Origin of the sequence: Paraperibacillus marinus (assembly GCF_046237605.1) — a bacterium.
Classification (GTDB): domain Bacteria; phylum Bacillota; class Bacilli; order Bacillales; family DSM-1321; genus Paraperibacillus; species Paraperibacillus marinus.
The window spans coordinates 3,748,657-3,764,753 of the sequence record NZ_CP143542.1 but is presented as its reverse complement, the minus strand read 5'-3'; the positions used below and the strand labels follow the sequence as shown (position 1 = coordinate 3,764,753).

The 16,097-nt window shown below is 47.1% G+C and carries 18 protein-coding genes; 13 read left to right on the top strand and 5 right to left on the bottom strand.

What is annotated here, in order from left to right; all coding sequences use genetic code 11:
* Nucleotides 1-2: 2 nt before the first annotated feature.
* A protein-coding gene (locus tag V1498_RS19080; protein ID WP_409295453.1) for an IS3 family transposase occupies nucleotides 3-1,357 on the bottom strand; the annotation gives its coding sequence in 2 pieces (ribosomal slippage) (nucleotides 3-904 and nucleotides 904-1,357; 1,356 coding nt in all).
* A gap of 473 nt (nucleotides 1,358-1,830) precedes the next feature.
* Between V1498_RS19080 and V1498_RS19075 the strand changes: the two genes are divergently transcribed.
* From V1498_RS19075 to V1498_RS19065, 3 genes are read left to right on the top strand one after another with little or no spacing between them, the layout of a single operon-like run.
* The gene (locus tag V1498_RS19075) at nucleotides 1,831-2,136 is read left to right on the top strand and encodes a DUF4870 domain-containing protein (RefSeq protein ID WP_409295451.1); all 306 of its coding nucleotides are present in this window, start codon (nucleotides 1,831-1,833) and stop codon (nucleotides 2,134-2,136) included.
* A 25-nt stretch (nucleotides 2,137-2,161) separates the two neighbouring features.
* Nucleotides 2,162-3,277 carry a DUF4097 family beta strand repeat-containing protein gene (locus tag V1498_RS19070; RefSeq protein WP_409295449.1) on the top strand — a complete coding sequence of 372 codons (1,116 nt, stop codon included), beginning with the start codon at nucleotides 2,162-2,164 and terminating at the stop codon, nucleotides 3,275-3,277.
* A 38-nt stretch (nucleotides 3,278-3,315) separates the two neighbouring features.
* Nucleotides 3,316-3,660, top strand: coding sequence for a phage holin family protein (locus V1498_RS19065; protein WP_409295447.1), 345 nt, complete (start codon nucleotides 3,316-3,318; stop codon nucleotides 3,658-3,660).
* Between the two features lie 70 nt (nucleotides 3,661-3,730).
* Here the strand turns inward: V1498_RS19065 and V1498_RS19060 are convergent, their stop codons facing one another.
* The 3 genes from V1498_RS19060 to nagA form a co-directional block, all read right to left on the bottom strand.
* Nucleotides 3,731-4,465: an N-acetylmuramoyl-L-alanine amidase gene (locus tag V1498_RS19060; RefSeq protein ID WP_409295445.1), complete on the bottom strand. Its 735-nt coding sequence runs from the start codon at nucleotides 4,463-4,465 to the stop codon at nucleotides 3,731-3,733.
* A 191-nt stretch (nucleotides 4,466-4,656) separates the two neighbouring features.
* Entirely contained in the window at nucleotides 4,657-5,382 is a 726-nt protein-coding gene (gene nagB / locus V1498_RS19055) for a glucosamine-6-phosphate deaminase (RefSeq protein WP_409299373.1), read from the bottom strand.
* Nucleotides 5,383-5,404: 22 nt separating this feature from the next.
* Nucleotides 5,405-6,598: an N-acetylglucosamine-6-phosphate deacetylase gene (gene nagA, locus V1498_RS19050; protein WP_409295443.1), complete on the bottom strand. Its 1,194-nt coding sequence runs from the start codon at nucleotides 6,596-6,598 to the stop codon at nucleotides 5,405-5,407.
* 319 nt (nucleotides 6,599-6,917) lie between these two features.
* Between nagA and hprK the strand changes: the two genes are divergently transcribed.
* From hprK to V1498_RS19015, 7 genes are read left to right on the top strand one after another with little or no spacing between them, the layout of a single operon-like run.
* Complete coding sequence (gene hprK / locus V1498_RS19045) at nucleotides 6,918-7,856, top strand: HPr(Ser) kinase/phosphatase (protein WP_409290336.1); 939 nt, start codon at nucleotides 6,918-6,920, stop codon at nucleotides 7,854-7,856.
* 37 nt (nucleotides 7,857-7,893) lie between these two features.
* Entirely contained in the window at nucleotides 7,894-8,715 is an 822-nt protein-coding gene (gene lgt / locus V1498_RS19040; protein ID WP_409295441.1) for a prolipoprotein diacylglyceryl transferase, read from the top strand.
* A 23-nt stretch (nucleotides 8,716-8,738) separates the two neighbouring features.
* Nucleotides 8,739-9,692: a nucleoside recognition domain-containing protein gene (locus tag V1498_RS19035; RefSeq protein WP_409295439.1), complete on the top strand. Its 954-nt coding sequence runs from the start codon at nucleotides 8,739-8,741 to the stop codon at nucleotides 9,690-9,692.
* Nucleotides 9,679-10,338 (top strand): pyrophosphatase PpaX, encoded by a 660-nt coding sequence (ppaX, locus tag V1498_RS19030; protein WP_409295437.1) that lies wholly within the window; start codon nucleotides 9,679-9,681, stop codon nucleotides 10,336-10,338. Before V1498_RS19035 ends, ppaX begins: the two co-directional genes overlap by 14 nt.
* Entirely contained in the window at nucleotides 10,335-10,862 is a 528-nt protein-coding gene (locus V1498_RS19025; protein ID WP_409295435.1) for an acyltransferase, read from the top strand. The genes ppaX and V1498_RS19025 overlap by 4 nt, the downstream gene beginning before the upstream one ends.
* A gap of 55 nt (nucleotides 10,863-10,917) precedes the next feature.
* Nucleotides 10,918-11,496, top strand: coding sequence for a helix-turn-helix domain-containing protein (locus V1498_RS19020; RefSeq protein WP_409295433.1), 579 nt, complete (start codon nucleotides 10,918-10,920; stop codon nucleotides 11,494-11,496).
* Nucleotides 11,397-12,323 carry an IS3 family transposase gene (locus tag V1498_RS19015; RefSeq protein WP_409299371.1) on the top strand — a complete coding sequence of 309 codons (927 nt, stop codon included), beginning with the start codon at nucleotides 11,397-11,399 and terminating at the stop codon, nucleotides 12,321-12,323. Before V1498_RS19020 ends, V1498_RS19015 begins: the two co-directional genes overlap by 100 nt.
* Before the next feature lie 226 nt (nucleotides 12,324-12,549).
* Here V1498_RS19015 and V1498_RS19010 read toward each other — a convergent pair whose 3' ends face one another.
* The gene (locus V1498_RS19010; protein WP_409295432.1) at nucleotides 12,550-12,687 is read right to left on the bottom strand and encodes a hypothetical protein; all 138 of its coding nucleotides are present in this window, start codon (nucleotides 12,685-12,687) and stop codon (nucleotides 12,550-12,552) included.
* Nucleotides 12,688-12,967: 280 nt separating this feature from the next.
* On the opposite strand from V1498_RS19010, the gene V1498_RS19005 reads away from it, so the two are divergent.
* From V1498_RS19005 to hisD, 3 genes are read left to right on the top strand one after another with little or no spacing between them, the layout of a single operon-like run.
* Nucleotides 12,968-14,152, top strand: a complete 1,185-nt coding sequence (locus V1498_RS19005) for an ATP phosphoribosyltransferase regulatory subunit (protein ID WP_409295430.1) — start codon at nucleotides 12,968-12,970, stop codon at nucleotides 14,150-14,152.
* A complete protein-coding gene (hisG, locus tag V1498_RS19000; RefSeq protein ID WP_409295428.1) occupies nucleotides 14,149-14,775 on the top strand; it encodes an ATP phosphoribosyltransferase in 627 nt (208 codons plus the stop codon). Before V1498_RS19005 ends, hisG begins: the two co-directional genes overlap by 4 nt.
* Before the next feature lie 29 nt (nucleotides 14,776-14,804).
* Nucleotides 14,805-16,073 (top strand): histidinol dehydrogenase, encoded by a 1,269-nt coding sequence (gene hisD / locus V1498_RS18995; RefSeq protein WP_409295426.1) that lies wholly within the window; start codon nucleotides 14,805-14,807, stop codon nucleotides 16,071-16,073.
* Nucleotides 16,074-16,097: the final 24 nt, after the last annotated feature.

Sequence of the window (16,097 nt, the reverse complement as noted above, 5' to 3'; positions counted from 1 at the left end):
CATCAGGCAGCTTGCTCAAAATGGGTCCGGTATTGTACCGGACTCATTTTGAATTTTGCCTTTTTCCGTTTCGTATTATAATACTGTATGTATTTTTGTAGTTCTTTTTTAAAGTGCTCTATACTTTTAAATTCCTTTAAGTAAAGAAATTCTGATTTCATGATTCCAAAGAAATTCTCCATAACTGAATTATCATAACAATTTCCCTTACGGGACATGCTTTGCTTAATTCCTCTTTCCTGGAGGGCATGACGATATGATTTCATCTGATAATGCCAGCCTTGATCCGAATGCATCAGTAGTTTATGATCTTCCGGCAAGCGTTCTAGAGCTTTCCCTAGCATCTCCGAAACAAGGGAGTAGGTGGGTCTAGAGCCGATTGTATATGTAATAACTTCCCCGTTAAATAAATCCAATACAGGCGATAAATAAAGCTTCTCACTAAACAACTTAAACTCTGAAATATCCGTGACCCACTTCTGGTTTGGGGACTCCGCTTTAAATTGACGATCTAAATGATTTGGTGCGATTTTTCCTACAGTTCCCTTATAAGATTTATATTTTTTCATTCGAACCAAACATTTTATCCCAAGTTCTTTCATGATACGCTGGACCTTTTTATGGTTTACCTTTTGTCCACGGTTCGCTAGTTCATCACGTATCCGACGGTAACCATAACGGCCTTCATGTTCCTCGTAAATGGCCTTGATTTCAACTTTCAAGTCACGATCTGGATCTGGCCGATTCATTTTCTTCACTAAGTCATAATAGGTGCTGCATGGAATATCAGCGAGCTTGACGAGTTCTTTCACCGGGTATTCATGCCTTAATTCATAGACTACTTGCGCTTTGTCTTTTTTGGTGATTTTTCCTTGTTTTGAACTAAGGCATTCAACTTTTTTAAATACTCATTTTCCATTTCTAGTTGTTTAATGCGCGATTCGAGTGCCTCTACAGATCCTTCAACTGGTAATCGCTTAGGTTGTTTATTAGACTTACCTTTCATAGATGGACGCCCCTTTGGACTCGGTTCAAGGGCTTCTAGACCACCAGCCTCCATCTTTTTCTGCCAATCATACACCATTGTATAACTAGAGATTTTAAAGAGGGCTGCAGTCTCCATTAATGTCGCACCAGTTTGAACCATGTAGTTTAGTACATCTAGTTTAAAACTAGCAGGACTGTTTGTATAGGTGTTCTTCAGCCCATCTTCCCCATGTAATTCATATAATTTCAACCAATATTGAAATTGGGCTCTGGGAACATCCATTTGTTTTGCATATTCGCTTTGAGATATTATTTCCTCGTTATAGCCTTGAATGATATTTAATTTCACATCACTTGAATATTTAGTCATAAATAAAAACTGCACCTCCAATTATTAGATCATGTCTAACAATTGGGGTGCAGTTCAGACTCGGCTTGCTTTTTTATATGCCGGTTATGATTTACTCACCTGTTGATTCCAGGTGAAACCGGCAGGAGGGAAGCGCCTGGTACGAAATGCTGGAGTCTGATTTAACAGAGCTTTTTATATATAAAAATGATAGGGTGTCCCTCCCTCCCGGCCTGCCTGCGCCTGGACCGCCAAAATGATGCATGGCTGCAGTTTTTTATACGAAATTGTCGAAACCCTATTAATCAAACGTTTGATTAATAGGATCCCGGCCTCACTATTTCCGGGGAAATGAAACGAAAGCTGCTTAAGAACCTTGTCGTGAGCTTTGTCGAATTAATTACCATGGTATTTGAAACTTTTCAAGGGGAAAAGCGTACATATAGTTATAGATTCAAGTCCGGCTTCGGGCTTGTATAGAGGAGATTAAGCTGATGAATGTAAGCAAACTTTTATCTTCATTGAGTTATTTTAGTGTGTTTTTTGCCCCATTTCTTCTGCCTATTGTGATTTATTTTGTATCTGACGATCTTTTTGTACGGGATAATGCGAAAAAGGCCCTGCTTTCCCATCTCATCCCCTTCGTTGGAGTAGTGTTTATAATAGCAGGTCTGGCGGGAGACTTGTTTGGATTTTCCGGCCTGCCGTTTTTCTTTATTTTTGGTTTGGCGTTTTATGCTTTTCTGTGCTTTATTATGGTGATCTGGAATATTGTTAAGGGTATAAAAGTATTGCAATAGCTGACAGACTGGAGGCGGGTTCGGTATGAAGGAAGAAAAGAAACGTATTCTGGAGATGGTTGAACAAGGGAAGCTTTCAGCTGCCGAAGCTTTAAATTTATTGGAGCTTCTTGAAAAAGAGGGCAAAGAAGAAAAGAAGCTGCAGTTATCCAGCAGCCTGGAGAAGGGTTCTGCCGGCAGCGGGATGAACCCGGGGAGCCAGGCAAAACCAGATTCATTGAATTATAAGGTTATGGCGGCGAAGGATAAGCTCATTGATTTTGTAGACATGGCTCTGACTAAAATTAAGGATTCCGACCTGGATTTTAATTTTGGCAGCAGCCTCGATGTGTCGTATATCTTTCAGCAGCAAGATGCGGCCTTTTCTTCCATATTGGTGGATGTTGCAAATGGGCAGGTAGATTTGATTCCCTGGAGCAGCGCAGAAGTGCGGGTGGAGTGCAAGGCGAAGGTGTATCGTGCTAAAGAGCAATCGGAAGCGGTTGGCCTGTTCATGAAAGAAACGAATTTCACAGTGGAGAATGAGGAGTTTCAATTCACCAACAGTCAGAAATGGATGAAAATCAATGCTAAAATCTATGTGCCGGATATGATATATGAAAAGATTAAAATTAGGTTATTCAACGGTTCCTTCTACGGGGAAAAGCTGCAGGTGAATGAGCTGAAGGCCAAGACAGCAAACGGCAAACTGACGCTTATCCGTCTGGATGGCCGGGATGCGGAACTGGAAACGGCGAATGGCCAGATTCACCTTGAGGAGGCGCATCTCCGAAATATTGAAGCAGAAACCATTAACGGATCCATTGATATAACCGGCAGCTGTGAAAAAGCCGGACTGCACTCGTTCAGCGGGGAAATCAGCTGCAGGATTACCAATGAGGATTGTAAAAGGGTTCATGCTAAAACTACGGCTAGCAGCATACACATTTACCTGCCGGAGGGGGCGCCGATTGATGGCGACCTGAAGACGAATCTGGGAAGCTTTCATGTGAATCTCGGTGGAATTGATGTGGTCGAGGAGAAAAGTGAAGTGGGCAAGAAGATTCTGCGGTTTAAAGCCCATGAGCTTTCGGAAAGGAAAATGTTCGTGCTCGCTGAGTCCATGTCAGGCTCCCTTTCGATCAGCAGGGGAAGAGAGTAGGATGTTGTTGTGAACTGTTCGGAAGGATGGAAGAAACATTGAAATGGCTTGGGAATTTGCTTCTTAATGCACTATTGTTTGTACTTCTGGCTAAATACCTTAACGGGGTCTATGTATCTGGATTCACGGCTGCACTCGGGGCGAGCGTTCTGCTCGCGCTGCTGAATGTGTTCGTGAAGCCGGTATTGATCCTGCTTACACTGCCGGTTACGCTCGTTACACTCGGTCTGTTCGTTCTTGTTATCAATGCGGTTACGCTGATGCTTACCGATTGGTTCATGGGTTCGTCTTTTGAGCTGGCAGGCTTCGGAACCGCTTTAGTCGCAGCATTTGTAATGGCATTGCTGAATATGGCGATCAATCACATGTTAAAGAAGGCATAAATAAAAAGCCTGGGTCAGTTCCGAGATAACGGGACTGACCAAGGCTTTTCCTATTCCAGTAAGAGGGTAGCTAAAAAATGAAAGCTTCATATCCGGCTTTCTTGAGCCGGGCAGCCAGCTTCTCGGCCTGTTTCCGGTCTTTGAATGCCCCTGCCTGCACTCTATAAAGGGCAGATGGCTCTGAATGATCGGGAAGGTTGGGGGAATTCTGTTCCGAAGTTTTCGAAAGACTTTCGGAAGCTGATTCCTTTGGTTTCAGCTTATACTGCTGAACCAGTGCTTTTACAACGGCTTCGGCTACGGTTTTACGAAAATATTCTGAGCGAAGGAGCTTAATCTCTTCTTTATTGGTCATAAATCCGGCTTCGAGAAGGATGGCTGTCATGGAGCTTTCACGCAGTACATGGAAGTCGGCGGTCTTTACGCCGCGGTCTCTCAGCCCGGTCTTTGCCGTCAAGAGAGCCTGCACCTTTTGAGCCAGCTCCAGGGCTTCCGAGGGTCTCGATGGGTGAACAAAAGTCTCTATGCCTTCTGCTTCTGTCCAGTCGCAGCCGTTTCCAAAGGCATTGGCGTGGATGGATAAAAATACATCCACCGCGAGAGAATTGGCAAAATCTGTCCGCTGAATCAGCGGTACATCGTTTTTATCCGAATGGGCAAAGTAGACGGTGACTCCCTGGTAGTTTAATAGCATGCTTCTGGCCAGGAGGGCGACGGCCCTGTTGAATTCATACTCTTTCATTCCGTCCGGACTTCTCTGGCCGGGAGTGTTATATCCATGTCCGGCATCCAGCATAATTTTCATCACAAAACCTCCATTTTCTATTAACTTGTCCACTATTAATATATGAATGAAAGAGAGAAAAGGGTCTTTTTTGCTTGGAAAAAGGCGGAGATATAAAAAGAAGACTGTCCCGGGCTAAAAGTCTGTTCCGGGCTGAATGCGTGCTTGCCGGGAAGAGGACCTTTATGGGACAGTCGTTTAAACCGAGAATTTTACAGGGCCTTCAGGGCGTCCCGATCTGCAATCAGCGTCACGTCGGAATGGTTCTTAAGGACAGAAGCCGGAAATGCCTCGCTCACAGAGCCTTCCAGCAGCTGCTTTATCGCCTCGGCCTTTGAAGATCCGGAGGCCAGGAGGAGGATCTTCCTGCTTTTCAGAATGTTTCCTATCCCCATGGTAAGGGCTTCCTCGGGAACAGCATCCAGGCTGTCAAAAAAACGGGAATTCGCTTTTCTTGTACTTTGGTCCAGCTGTTCGACATGGACACCGGAATCAAATGAGGTGCCTGGCTCATTAAAACCGATATGGCCGTTTACGCCAATCCCCAATACCTGCAGGTCCACTCCCCCCAGGCTCTCAATGAGCTCCTCATATCTGCGGCATTCTTCCGGCAGGCTTTCCGCCTCGCCGTTCGGGATGTGCGTGTTCTTTTCGTCAATGTCAATATGGCTGAAAAGATGACTGCGCATGAATGTGTAATAGCTGTTGGAATCATCCTGGCTGATGCCTGCATACTCGTCCAGGTTCACTGTGCGGACCCACTTGTAGCTGGTTCCATTGCTCTTGTGATCGTTAACAAGCTCTTCATATAAACCGACCGGAGTGCTCCCTGTAGCCAGTCCAAGTACAGCCTCTGGATTTTCCTTAACCAGCCCGATGACTTCTTTGGCTGCGAGCCTGCTCATTTCCTCATAATTGTCTGCCTTGATCAGTCGTATTTCCAATGCGGCCACCTCATTCCTATAAATTTTCCATGTTTGATTTATATCCCAGGACTCCGCGGCAGAAGGTCATGGTTATGTTCATTTCTGCAGCCACCAGGATTAAGTCTGCATCTTTTCCTTTCGCAATGCTTCCTTTTCTGTCGAATACCCCAAGCTGTTTCGCTGGATTCAGAGAGGCAAGCTGGACGGCGTCAGCCAAATTCATTCCGGTGAAGGACTGCATATTTTTCACGCCGTCAAACATTTTCAGGATGCTGCCTGCAAGGGTCCCGTCTTCGAGGAGAGCCTGTCCTCCGCTCACGGTCACTTCCTGGCCGCCAAGGTCATATTTTCCGGCATGCAGGCATTTGGCCCGCATAGAATCGGTGATGAGGATGATTCCATCCTTTCCTTTGGCGTTCACGGCCAGTTTGATCATTTCAGGGCGGATATGGAAGCCGTCTGCAATCACTTCTGCTTTCAGTTCTTCCAGCAGGAGGGCAGCTCCGGCTGTTCCTGGTTCCCGGTGGTGAAGTCCGCGCATGCCGTTGAATAAATGGGTCACCTGTCTGGCACCTGCACGGACGGCTGCTTCCATTTGCTCGTAAGTGGCATCTGTATGCCCCATTGAAGCGATCACACCCGTTTCATTCAGATAGGTGATAAAGGGCAGGCCTCCCGGCTGTTCAGGGGCTGTGGTGACAAGTTTTATGGCATTGCCCGATATGTTCTGCCATTCCTTGAAAAGCTCGATATCCGGTTCAATGATATAGTTTTCCGGCTGTGCCCCTTTTTTTGAAGGATTAATGAACGGGCCTTCAAGATGAATCCCGAGCACTTCTGCTTCACCTGGGCGGGAGCGTTCTCTGATATAGCTCCCCGCGTTCCGGACAGCGGTATCAATTGCCCCTTTTTCCTGGGTGATGGTGGTGGCCAGGAAGCTCGTTGTTCCTTCTGCAGGGAGAACGCCTGCCATGGTTCTGATGGCTTCAGGTGTGGCATCCATCGTATCTGCCCCGCCCGCGCCATGGATATGGCCGTCGATAAAGCCGGGTAAGAGGACAGAGCCAGGTGAAGCTGTAATGACTTCTGCCTGATCTGGAACAGAAGCTGGTATCCCAGTGCCGAAATCTGCAATTTTACCGTTTTCTATTAAAAGCCAGCCGTCATTTATAAAGCCTGACTCCAGGTATATCCCTGTGTTTTTAATTAATATGGATGCTGAGCCCAAGACATCGGCACCTCCTGAATGGATTATTTATAAGTCTATTGTACCCTGACACATCTTGAAACTTAAATGATGCAGGGTTGTCGATTACTATTATATAAGAAAATAGCCTGCCCGTATGGAGGAGTGCTCATTCTTTCGTCATTTCCCTGATAAAACTTTTACCCGTACTGCTGTAAAATATGGGTGTTTATTGTAAAATCTTTGTGATGGAACCGGCCTGCCTCAGGAATTAGCCGATAGGTTTCCAATTGAAAAAATGCTACAATATAAAGAACGAAAATTTTGAATGAATTCATAGTCTCCTAAAGGAGGAGTTTTTTTGGCTAAAGTCCGTACGAAAGATATTATAGAAAAATTCAATCTGGAGCTGATCAGCGGTGAGGAGGGCATCAACCGGCCGATCGTAACGAGCGATCTTTCCAGGCCCGGCCTTGAGATGGCTGGCTTTTTCGATTATTATCCTGCTGAGCGTGTCCAGCTGCTGGGCATGTCTGAAATGGAATTTTACGAAAAACTGAGCTCCCCTGAACAAAAGCAGCGGCTTGAGGCACTGTGTAATGACCAGACTCCGTGCATCATTGTCACCCGAGGGCAGGAAATTCCTGAATATCTCATTGAAGCTTCAGAAAGGGAATCTGTTCCTGTCCTGAGATCCGCTGCGAAGACAACCAGACTGTTCAGCCGGCTGACAAATTATCTTGAATTTAAATTAGCCCCGACAACAGCCGTACATGGCGTGTTGATTGATATTTATGGTGTAGGAGTTTTGATCACCGGAAAAAGCGGGGTCGGTAAAAGTGAAACTGCCCTGGAGCTTGTAAAGCGGGGGCACCGTCTGGTGGCGGATGACTGCGTGGAGATCCGCCAGGAAGATGAGGACACGCTTGTGGGCAATTCCCCTGAACTGCTTCAGAATCTCCTTGAGATCCGAGGGCTGGGAATCATTAATGTCATGACGCTCTTTGGAGCAGGGGCCGTTCGTAACTACAAGCGGATTTCTCTGGTAATCAACCTGGAGCTTTGGGAAAAAACCAAGCAGTATGACAGGCTCGGGCTGGATGAAGAAAAAATCCGCATCCTGGATACAGACATAACGAAGCTGATTGTGCCGGTCCGCCCGGGCCGGAACCTTGCTGTCATCATTGAAGTGGCTGCCATGAATTTCAGACTTAAGCGCATGGGCTATAACGCAGCACAGCAGTTCACAAGCAAGCTCGCTGACGTAATTATGGAAGGCGACCACAGTGACGAGGTATAAAGAAGCGGAACGCTTTTAGAGAAAGAGGGAAATGAGAATGGAAAATTCAATAGAGCCAATCAGCAGGATCGCTTTTAAGCTGGGGCCGATAGCTGTCCACTGGTACGGAATCATCATCGGTGCCGGCGTCCTCCTGGGACTCCTGATCGCCATGAGGGAATCTGAGCGCCGCGGGCTGTCAAAGGATACATTCCTGGATTTGATTTTATATGCTGTTCCTGTCGCCATCATATGTGCAAGAATTTATTATGTGGCATTCGAATGGGAGTACTATGCCGACAAGCCGGGATCCATCTTTAAAATATGGGAAGGCGGCATTGCCATCCATGGAGCCCTGATCGGCTCTGTGCTCACTGCCTATATTTTTACAAGGATTAAAAAGATTTCCTTCTGGAAGGTCGCTGATATCGCGGCGCCAAGCCTGATCCTCGGCCAGGCAATCGGCCGCTGGGGAAATTTTATCAACCAGGAGGCGCACGGCGGGGAGGTGACGAGAGCCTATCTGGAAAATCTTCAGCTGCCAAGATTCATCATTGACCAGATGTATATAGACGGTGCCTATTATCAGCCTACATTCCTGTATGAATCCCTATGGAATTTTGCAGGGTTTGCCCTGCTGATGATTCTGCGGAGGGTAAGGAAGGTAAGGCGGGGAGAGCTGTTCCTTACATACCTGATCTGGTATTCAATCGGCCGCTTCTTTATTGAAGGCATGAGAACAGATAGCCTGCTGCTCGGTAATGGACTGCGCATGGCCCAGGTCCTTTCGCTGTCGCTGATCATCATTGCGCTGGCCGTCTTTTTCTACCGCAGGCTGAGCGGAAAAGCGGATAAGAAATATTTAGAATTAGAGAATTAGCATAAGCTGGAGGAGGAGAAGTTTTGTTTGCTGGCATGTTAAAGAGGGGCCTCCTGTCCGGCCTCAAGACAACCTGGACGCTGGGCCGGGTAATCTTTCCTGTTACTTTGATTGTATCAATCATTCAATATACTCCCATCCTGGGCTGGATTGTGAACGTCATTTCACCTCTTATGAAGGTTCTCGGGCTTCGCGGCGAGGCGGCCATCCCGCTTGTGCTGGGAAATCTCCTGAACCTGTATGCCGGGATCGGAGGAATTCTGTCGCTTGATCTTACTGTCAAGGAAGTCTTCATCATCGCTGTTATGCTTTCGTTCAGCCATAATCTCCTCATCGAGACAAGCGTTGCCCTGAAGGTGGGAGTCAGGCTGTGGGTGATCCTGACAGTCCGGATCGGGCTGGCTCTCCTGTCAGCCATTGTGATCAATGCCGTGTGGAGCGGCGGAGGGGAATTGGCGCGCTATGCATCCCTGAACAGGGGAAGCGCTGAAATCTCGGGAGCATGGCCGATCCTCCTCAATGGGGTTGAAACCGCATTGCTTGGGATCATGAAACTTGCCATCATTGTCATTCCGCTTATGATCGTGATCCAGATCCTGAAAGAGCTGAAATGGCTTGAGAAATTTTCGGAAATGCTGGGGCCGCTGATGAAGCTGCTCGGCATGAATAAGAATGCGTCCATGACCATGGCCTCAGGTCTTGTTCTTGGGCTGGCATATGGCGCCGGGGTTATGATCCAGGCGGTACAGGAGGACGGGGTGAGCAAGAAGGACGCCACCCTCGCCTTCATATTCCTCGTCGCCTGCCATGCGGTGGTCGAGGACACGCTGATCTTTGTGCCGCTCGGCATCCCGGTCTGGCCGCTTCTGTTGATCAGGGTTGCGACCGCATTCATTTTAACGATGATCATCTCTTCGCTATGGAAGAGATCAGAGACTGTAAATGCCAGAAAGGAAGCCTCATATGAACACATCTAGGATTAACACTTTATTGTTTGATTTGGACGGAACCTTGATTAACACAAATGATTTAATTATTGCTTCTTTCATTAATACCCTGAACATCTATTTTCCTGAAAAATATAAAGAGGAGGATGTGCTGCAGTTTATGGGCCCTCCCCTTCATGAATCCTTTACACAGCTGGATGAGCTCAGGGCTGACGAAATGGTGGCAAAGTACAGGGAGCATAATCTTGCCAACCATGACATTCTGGTCAAAGAGTTTGAAGGAGTATATGAAACGGTCGAAACGCTGCACAAGGAAGGCTATAAAATGGCCATCGTTTCTACCAAAATGCATGATACTGTCCTAAGGGGACTTAAAGTTGCCCGGTTGGACCGTTTCTTTGATATCATCATCGGGCTTGATGATGTGGAACGTGCAAAGCCCGACCCGGAGCCTTTGATGAAAGCCCTGGATATTCTGGGTTCAAAGCCTGAAGAAGCCATCATGGTGGGAGACAATCATCATGATATCCTCGGCGGCAAGAATGCCGGCACACGTACGGCAGGCGTTGCCTGGACGGCAAAGGGCCGGGATCACCTGGACCAATTTGAGCCGGATTATATGCTTGAGCATATGTCCGACCTGCTCTCCATCCTTGAAAAAGAGGGGAAACAATGAGGCGTACTACCCGTCATCCCGTAGAGGGCGCCAATTCACTTTGGCATGTATACAAAACGGTCCCTTTCTGGAAGGTAGTAAAAAACTTCATTGTTATTCAGCTGGCTAGATATACTCCTTTTCTATCCATGAAAAATTGGCTATACCGCACTTTCCTCAGAATGGATATCGGCCCGCAGACATCGTTTGCGCTGATGGTGATGCTTGATGTGATGTTCCCCGAAAAGATAAAAGTGGGCAGGAACACAGTGATTGGTTATAACACCACCATCCTGGCCCATGAATATTTAATTAAGGAATACCGACTGGGAGAGGTCATCATCGGGGACGAAGTGATGATCGGCGCCAATACCACCATCCTCCCCGGCGTAATTATCGGGGACGGGGCCATCGTCTCTGCCGGAACACTGGTCCATAAGGATGTGCCCCCAGGTGTGTTTGCCGGCGGAAATCCGATGCGCATGATCTATACAAAGGAAGAGTTTGAAGCGCGCTCAGAGGAAATGGATATACAGAAAAAATGACGAGGATGTCCCGGAATTTGTACTGCACCCCAAAAGTTAGAGTGAAATCTAACTTTTGGGGTGTTTATTTATGTCTAAATATAGTGAAGAATTCAAACTAATGGTTGTAAGGGAATATAGGGAAGGAAAATTAGGGGCCAAGTCTTTAGCGAAGAAACATGGTATTAAATCATATGGCCAGCTAGAACGCTGGATAAAAACTTATAAGAAATTTGGAGAAAAAGGCCTTAGAGAGAAAAAGAATAAGGAGACTTATCCTGTTCAATTTAAGCTGGATGTATTAAGCTTTATGAAAAACACAGGTTCTTCAGAAACGGAAACAGCCCTTCATTTTGGGCTAACAAACCCTCCTATGATAGGCAGATGGAAAAAAACATGGTTGAAGGAGGGGATAGAAGGCCTGGAAAGAGTGAAAGGAAGGCCTTCTATGTCTGATAAATCAAAGAATAAAAAGAACAAACCCAACGATGAAAAAGAGATGACCTATGAACAAAAGTTAGAGAGAGAAAACGAGCTGCTTCGTCTAGAGGTAGAATACTTAAAAAAGTTGCGAGCTTTTCAGATGGATCCAGAAGCCTATCTCGAAAAGCACAAGCAGCGTTATCACTCGAACTCAAAGAAACCTTCCAATTAAAAGACGTTTTAGATAGAGTCTGCATCCCAGAGTCTTCTTACTATTACCATATAAAAGCGATGAAACAGGAAAACCCAGACCAAGAGCTTGAGGAATGTATTCAATTGATTTTTAGTGAGCATGATGGCAATTACGGTTATCGTCGAATACACTTGGAGCTAAAAAGACGTGGTTTTCAAGTGAACCATAAGAGAGTACAGCGTATCATGAAGAAAATTGGACTTAAAGCAACAAAGTTTACAAGAAAATCACGTAAGTACAGTTCTTACAAAGGCAAGGTTGGAAATATCGCTAAAAACCGTATTAAACGTCGTTTTCACACAAAGGTCTGCCATCAAAAATTAACAACGGATATAACTGAATTCAAATGTTCAGACGGTTTAAAACTTTATCTAAATCCTATTATGGATATGTGCAATGGTGAAATTCTATCTTACGGGATAAGTATGCGACCAACCTTAGAGTTAGCCCTTAAACCCCTGGTAGAAGCTTTAGATATAGTAAAAGACTCAAAGTTCAGAACCACCATCCATTCTGATCAGGGTTGGCATTACCAGCATAATATGTGGGTAAAAACACTCAAAGAAAACAAGGTTTTCCAAAGTATGTCCCGAAAGGGAAACTGTTTAGATAATTCACCTATGGAAAACTTTTTTGGATTAATGAAGCAAGAAATGTATTACGGGGAAGATTTGCGATCATACGAGGAATTGAAAACGAGAATTGAAAAATATATAAATTATTATAACTATAAGCGTATAAAGAAAAAACTGGCTGGCATGAGCCCGGTAGAATACCGGATTCATACCCGCCAATTAGCAGCTTAATTTAATTCTCTAACTTTTGGGGGTCACCACAATTTTGGGACATCCTCTTCTTTTTGCCGGCACATCGATCCATGCCCCTGCCCGAGGGTCCGACGCTAAAACTTTTTCTCATCTCAAACCACTCTATTAAAAAAAGCAGGTTCTTGCCGCATGGGCAAGAACCTGCTTTTTTGGAAGTACAGCCGCTGCTGAAAGTGAGCGGACGAAAAGAGGGCCTGGTGTATTCTCAGTCACCGATCAATTGAGAGAGATCCCCTTCAAGCCCTGCCATGATTTCCTGCAGGGTAAGGGCCTCACCGCTGGAGGCATCATACGTTTTTTTCAAGATTTCAGCAAAAGCTTCCTGTTTCTGTTCAGTACTCATATTCATATCTCCATTACATTTCATTTTTTTTTGGTGCAAAACTAGTCCAAAACTAGTCCAAAACTGCCTTTTATGTTTAAGACGTTTATACCCGTGGAAGGTTACAACTAAACCTGCTTTGTTTTTTCGGGGGACTGTCCCCATTTCCCGAATATTTCCCGGAGCTTTTTCTTGACGGCAGCAGGAGCGGGGAGTAAACTTTACTTTATTAACACATTAGCAAACTAAAGTATTTTGATTATTTTATGATTTATCGCTGAAAAAGAGGATGTGTATCAATTTGCCAAAGCTGTTTATGTTCGAGAAGCCGGTTGGGATGAGAGATTCCCTCCCTTTACTATATGAACGCAAAAAGAAAGTGCGCCTAGCGATATCAAATGAATTCGAGGCATGGGGCTATCAATTTTTAGAGACTCCTGCCCTGGAATATTATGAAACAATCGGGGAGGCGTCATCCATCCAGAATCAGCAGATGTTCAAGCTGCTTGATCAGCAGGGCGATACGGTTGTCCTCAGGCCTGATATGACTGCACCGATTGCAAGGGTGGCGGCATCCAAGCTCTTGAAGCAGCAGGTGCCGGTCCGGAGCGCGTACTCAGCGAATGTCTATAGAGCCCAGCAGAAAGAAGGAGGACGGGCGGCAGAGTTCGAGCAGATTGGAATTGAAAATATCGGAGATGGAACGATCAGCGCGGATTCGGAAATCATCAGCCTGTTGATTTCTTCCCTGAAAAGAGCGGGTTTTAAAAAATTCCAGGTTTCCATCGGCCATATCGGCTTCATCCAGCAGCTCATGCTGGATATCCTCGGGCGTGAGGAACGGGTGGACCAGCTCTCACGGTTCCTGATAGAACGGAATTATGCCGGCTACAGGGAGCATATTGCCTCCCTGGAACTCCCGAATATGGATAAAAGGCGGCTTACGGATATCCTGAGGCTGAAGGGTCCGAAGGATATGCTGGAGCAGGCTTCTTCCCTTCTTGAAAATGGAAGGGGCTCTGATAAGCTTCAGGAGCTTTCACAGCTGTACAGCCAGCTTGAGGAATATGGGGCAGAAGAGTATGTCCGCCTGGACCTGGCCCTGATGAATCCGATGAGCTACTATTCCGGGCTGGTGTTCGAGGTATATGCAGAAGGCACCAACTTCCCTGTCGGCAACGGCGGACGCTATGACAACCTGCTGCAGAAATTCGGAAGCGGGGCACCGGCAACAGGCTTTGCACTGCGATTGGACCGGCTGACGGAGGCGATGGGGCTGCTGCTCCAGTCAGCAGACATTGAATGTACGCTGTTCACGCCGGAGCGGAAACGGGAGGCGCTGGAGTTTGCCGAAAAACAGAGGGCAGAAGGAAAAAGAATCGTGCTGCAGGATATTAATGGCGTGAAGGACCTTGATGCCTTTACGAAAAATTATAAAGACATGCATTACTTTATCGGCTCTTCTGGAAGGGGTGTCACGCGATGAAGGATATGTTGACAATCGCTATGCCAAAAGGGCGGATTTTTGAAGAAGCACTGAAGCTGCTCAGGCAGGCAGGCTACTCATTGCCTGAGGAATTCGAGGAATCCCGGAAACTGATTATAGATCTTGAGGAAGAGAGGCTTCGGTTCATGCTGGCCAAGCCCATGGATGTGGCTACGTATGTGGAGCAGGGAGTTGCGGATATCGGCATTGCTGGAAAGGATGTGCTGCTCGAGGAAGATCCGGATGTGTACGAGCTTCTTGATCTGCGGATCAGCCATTGTTATCTCGCGGTTGCTGGCATGCCCAGCTCAATAATCAATGAAGCGGCACCCAAGATAGCGACGAAATACCCCAATGTCGCCTCTCACTTTTTCAGGGAGCAGGGTGAACAAGTGGAGATCATCAAATTGAATGGCTCCATTGAGCTTGCGCCGCTGATCGGGCTTGCAGAGAGGATCGTCGATATTGTCTCAACAGGACAGACTCTGAAGGAAAATGGTCTTGTAGAATTCGAGCGGATAGCGGATATCACCTCACGCCTCATTGCCAACCGGGCAAGCTACCGGCTGAAGGAAGAGGAGATTTCGGAGATGGTCCACAGGCTTGCGGAGGTAATCGGCTAATAACAGTCTTTTGGAAAAGGGTGGGAAAGATGCAGATAGAAAAGCTGGGAGATAACATATCGCTGAAACGCTCGGTGGACAGCGGGACTGAAGAGCAGCGGAAGGCAGTCCGTGAAATCATCGGAAGTGTACGGACGGGCGGTGACAGTGCAGTGCTGGAATGGACCCGTAAATTTGACGGAGCTATCCTGGACAGCATGAAGGTAACCCGGGAGGAGATCGAAGCAGCCAGAAATGAGGTTTCCGCACAGCTGCTGGATGTTATGGAAGAAGCTGCCGGCAATATTGGTTCCTTTCATAGGAAGCAGCTTCAAAATTCCTGGGTGACTACTGATGAGAGGGGTACAATGCTCGGCCAGAAAGTTACGCCCCTCGATTCTGTGGGTGTCTATGTTCCGGGCGGAAAAGCGGCTTATCCTTCCTCTGTCCTGATGAATGTACTGCCGGCAAAAGCGGCCGGTGTAAAGCGGATTGTGATGGTGACTCCGCCTGACAGGGAAGGCGCCATTCCAGCCGGGGTGCTGGCCGCGGCAAGCATTGCCGGTGTGGATGAAATATATAAGGCAGGAGGCGCCCAGGCGGTGGCTGCCCTTGCGTATGGAACAGAATCCATTCAGCCGGTAGATAAAATTGTCGGACCGGGAAACATTTATGTGGCACTGGCCAAGCGTGAGGTATTTGGTGACGTGGACATTGACATGATAGCCGGGCCAAGCGAGATTGCCATCTTGGCTGACGATTCAGCGATCGCGTCAGAGGCAGCGGCTGATCTGCTTTCCCAGGCTGAGCATGATGAGCGGGCAAGCAGTGTTTTGATCACCACATCCGGAAGGCTTGCAGAGGAAGTCGCAAGGGAAGTGGAGGAACAGCTTTCGCAGCTGCCGAAGGAAGGCATTGCGAGAAGATCAATCGAGGATTTTGGCAGAATTTATATCGCCGGCTCAATGGATGCAGCGGTGGCCGCAGTGAATGAGATTGCTCCGGAACATCTGGAGGTCATGACGGAAAATCCGATGGAGCTTCTCGGGAAGATCCGGCATGCCGGTGCCATTTTCCTTGGCAGGTACAGTTCTGAGCCGGTCGGAGATTATTTCGCCGGACCGAACCATGTGCTGCCAACCAACGGCACCGCCAGATTCTCAAGTCCCCTGAGTGTCGAGGACTTCCAAAAGAAATCAAGCGTGATCATGTACAGCAGGCAGGCTCTGGAGGAAAATGCATCAAAAATTGCCGGGTTCGCCAGGCTGGAAGGTCTTGAAGCACACGCCAGGGCAGTCGAGGCAAGGTTCGGGAAATAATCGGGAAATAGGGGACTGTCCCCT

Coding starts and splice junctions, on each gene's coding strand:
- V1498_RS19075 (WP_409295451.1), top strand. CDS start 1,831: ATGAATGTAAGCAAACTTTTATCTTCATTGAGTTATTTTAGTGTGTTT.
- V1498_RS19025 (WP_409295435.1), top strand. CDS start 10,335: ATGAGGCGTACTACCCGTCATCCCGTAGAGGGCGCCAATTCACTTTGG.
- lgt (WP_409295441.1), top strand. CDS start 7,894: ATGGAAAATTCAATAGAGCCAATCAGCAGGATCGCTTTTAAGCTGGGG.
- V1498_RS19010 (WP_409295432.1), bottom strand. CDS start 12,687: ATGAGTACTGAACAGAAACAGGAAGCTTTTGCTGAAATCTTGAAAAAA.
- V1498_RS19070 (WP_409295449.1), top strand. CDS start 2,162: ATGAAGGAAGAAAAGAAACGTATTCTGGAGATGGTTGAACAAGGGAAG.
- ppaX (WP_409295437.1), top strand. CDS start 9,679: ATGAACACATCTAGGATTAACACTTTATTGTTTGATTTGGACGGAACC.
- hisG (WP_409295428.1), top strand. CDS start 14,149: ATGAAGGATATGTTGACAATCGCTATGCCAAAAGGGCGGATTTTTGAA.
- V1498_RS19060 (WP_409295445.1), bottom strand. CDS start 4,465: ATGAAAATTATGCTGGATGCCGGACATGGATATAACACTCCCGGCCAG.
- hisD (WP_409295426.1), top strand. CDS start 14,805: ATGCAGATAGAAAAGCTGGGAGATAACATATCGCTGAAACGCTCGGTG.